The 227-nt window shown below is 49.3% G+C and carries 1 protein-coding gene; it reads right to left on the minus strand.

Annotated elements, in window-relative coordinates; genetic code table 11:
* The coding region (locus AB4298_RS21250; protein WP_371988329.1) for a hypothetical protein at positions 1–227 on the minus strand (227 nt) is incomplete at both ends.

Raw genomic sequence — 227 nt, forward strand, 5'->3', positions numbered from 1 at the left:
CAATTGATATCACTGTTATAACTGGCGCTTAAGGTGAGCACATCATTGTTATCGACATCAAAGGTGGTGATGTCACCGGTGGCCACAAGGCGATCGGGCTGCAGATCAATACTGTCTTCGGTGATCACCCCATCTATATTGCTGATGGTCAGCTCAGGAATATCGTTGGTACCGGTAATGGTGATGACGACATCTTGGGTGTCAGTGTCGCCGTTGCTGTCGGTGAC

The organism is Shewanella sp. 10N.261.52.F9 (assembly GCF_041471165.1).
GTDB lineage: Bacteria > Pseudomonadota > Gammaproteobacteria > Enterobacterales > Shewanellaceae > Shewanella > Shewanella marinintestina.